Source organism: Catellatospora sp. NPDC049133, from assembly GCF_040648455.1.
Classification (GTDB): Bacteria; Actinomycetota; Actinomycetes; order Mycobacteriales; family Micromonosporaceae; genus Catellatospora; species Catellatospora aurea.
The window spans coordinates 3325-4897 of record NZ_JBEZDT010000081.1 but is presented as its reverse complement, the minus strand read 5'-3'; the positions used below and the strand labels follow the sequence as shown (position 1 = coordinate 4897).

Below are 1573 nucleotides of genomic sequence, written 5' to 3'. Positions count from 1 at the left end.
GTGTTGTTTAGGTAAGTCCTCGGCCTATTAGTACCAGTCGACTGAACACATTACTGTGCTTACATCTCTGGCCTATCAACCCGGTGGTCTAGCCGGGGGCCTTACCCACTCTCGTGGTGGGAGACCTCATCTTGAAGCGAGCTTCCCGCTTAGATGCTTTCAGCGGTTATCCCTTCCGAACGTAGCCAACCAGCCATGCACCTGGCGGTACAACTGGCACACCAGAGGTTCGTCCGTCCCGGTCCTCTCGTACTAGGGACAGCCCTTCTCAAGTCTCCTGCGCGCACGGCGGATAGGGACCGAACTGTCTCACGACGTTCTAAACCCAGCTCGCGTACCGCTTTAATGGGCGAACAGCCCAACCCTTGGGACCACCTCCAGCCCCAGGATGCGACGAGCCGACATCGAGGTGCCAAACCATCCCGTCGATATGGACTCTTGGGGAAGATCAGCCTGTTATCCCCGGGGTACCTTTTATCCGTTGAGCGACACCGCTTCCACATGCCAGTGCCGGATCACTAGTCCCGACTTTCGTCCCTGCTCGACCTGTCAGTCTCACAGTCAAGCTCCCTTGTGCACTTACACTCAACACCTGATTGCCAACCAGGCTGAGGGAACCTTTGGGCGCCTCCGTTACCCTTTAGGAGGCAACCGCCCCAGTTAAACTACCCACCAGACACTGTCCCTGAACCGGATCACGGTCCGAGGTTAGATACCCAGATCAACCAGAGTGGTATTTCAAGATTGGCTCCACGAAGACTGGCGTCAACGCTTCACAGCCTCCCACCTATCCTACACAAGTTAAACCGGATACCAATGTCAAGCTATAGTGAAGGTCCCGGGGTCTTTCCGTCCTGCCGCGCGTAACGAGCATCTTTACTCGTAGTGCAATTTCGCCGGGCCTGTGGTTGAGACAGTGGGGAAGTCGTTACGCCATTCGTGCAGGTCGGAACTTACCCGACAAGGAATTTCGCTACCTTAGGATGGTTATAGTTACCACCGCCGTTTACTGGCGCTTAAGTTCTCAGCTTCGCCTTGCGGCTAACCGGTCCCCTTAACGTTCCAGCACCGGGCAGGCGTCAGTCCATATACAGCGTCTTACGACTTCGCATGGACCTGTGTTTTTAGTAAACAGTCGCTTCCCCCTGCTCTCTGCGACCCCACCCAGCTCCAGCCGCGAAGGCCTTCACCAGACGAGGCCCCCCTTCTCCCTAAGTTACGGGGGCAATTTGCCGAGTTCCTTAACCACAGTTCGCCCGATCGCCTCGGTATTCTCTACCTGACCACCTGTGTCGGTTTGGGGTACGGGCCGCGCACAGCTCGCTAGAGGCTTTTCTCGGCAGCATAGGATCATCGACTTCACCTGATACGGCTCGGCATCACGTCTCAGCCTCATGGCACACGGATTTACCTATGTGCCGGCCTACACGCTTACCCCAGGACTACCACCGCCTGGGCTCGACTACCTTCCTGCGTCACCCCATCGCTCAACTACTACCCACCAAGATCCCAACACGCCGTGTTCCAGTCCGAAGACCTTCCCACCTTGTGGAGGTTAGTACAGCAGGGTTCG

1 rRNA gene (cut by a window edge) is annotated in these 1573 nt (G+C 56.6%); it reads right to left on the bottom strand.

The features are described from left to right. Positions 1-7 precede the first annotated feature (7 nt). Positions 8-1573: ribosomal RNA gene (locus AB0B35_RS41925) — 23S ribosomal RNA — on the bottom strand (it continues 1638 nt past the right edge of the window).